This window comes from Pantoea sp. GbtcB22, assembly GCF_019091025.1.
Classification (GTDB): Bacteria; Pseudomonadota; Gammaproteobacteria; order Enterobacterales; family Enterobacteriaceae; genus Pantoea; species Pantoea leporis.
The window spans coordinates 1-231 of record NZ_JAGXKB010000984.1 but is presented as its reverse complement, the minus strand read 5'-3'; the positions used below and the strand labels follow the sequence as shown (position 1 = coordinate 231).

General features: G+C 40.3%; 1 protein-coding gene. It reads right to left on the bottom strand.

Translation table 11 applies throughout. From position 1 onward, the window contains the following. A partial coding sequence (locus tag KVT28_RS27260) for a hypothetical protein (protein WP_217551472.1) occupies window positions 1–231 on the bottom strand: 231 nt, incomplete at both ends.

Genomic DNA, 231 nt, shown 5'->3' with positions numbered 1-231 from the left:
GGATGTTTCCGTGCAATAATTGTTCTCCAATATGCGAGTTGTTCCAAAATTTTTCGATACCTTCTGTATCTGCTTTGTCTGTAAGTTCTCTGAGTTCTTCTTGCGTTTTACTATTCTCCGCGATGAGACTATATTGCACGTCGTGCTCTTTTGCAATTTTATCAGTTGATTCAAGAGTTTCGTCGTCTCCCGAGTATATCGGATTGCCTGGTCCAATATAATCGTATCCGA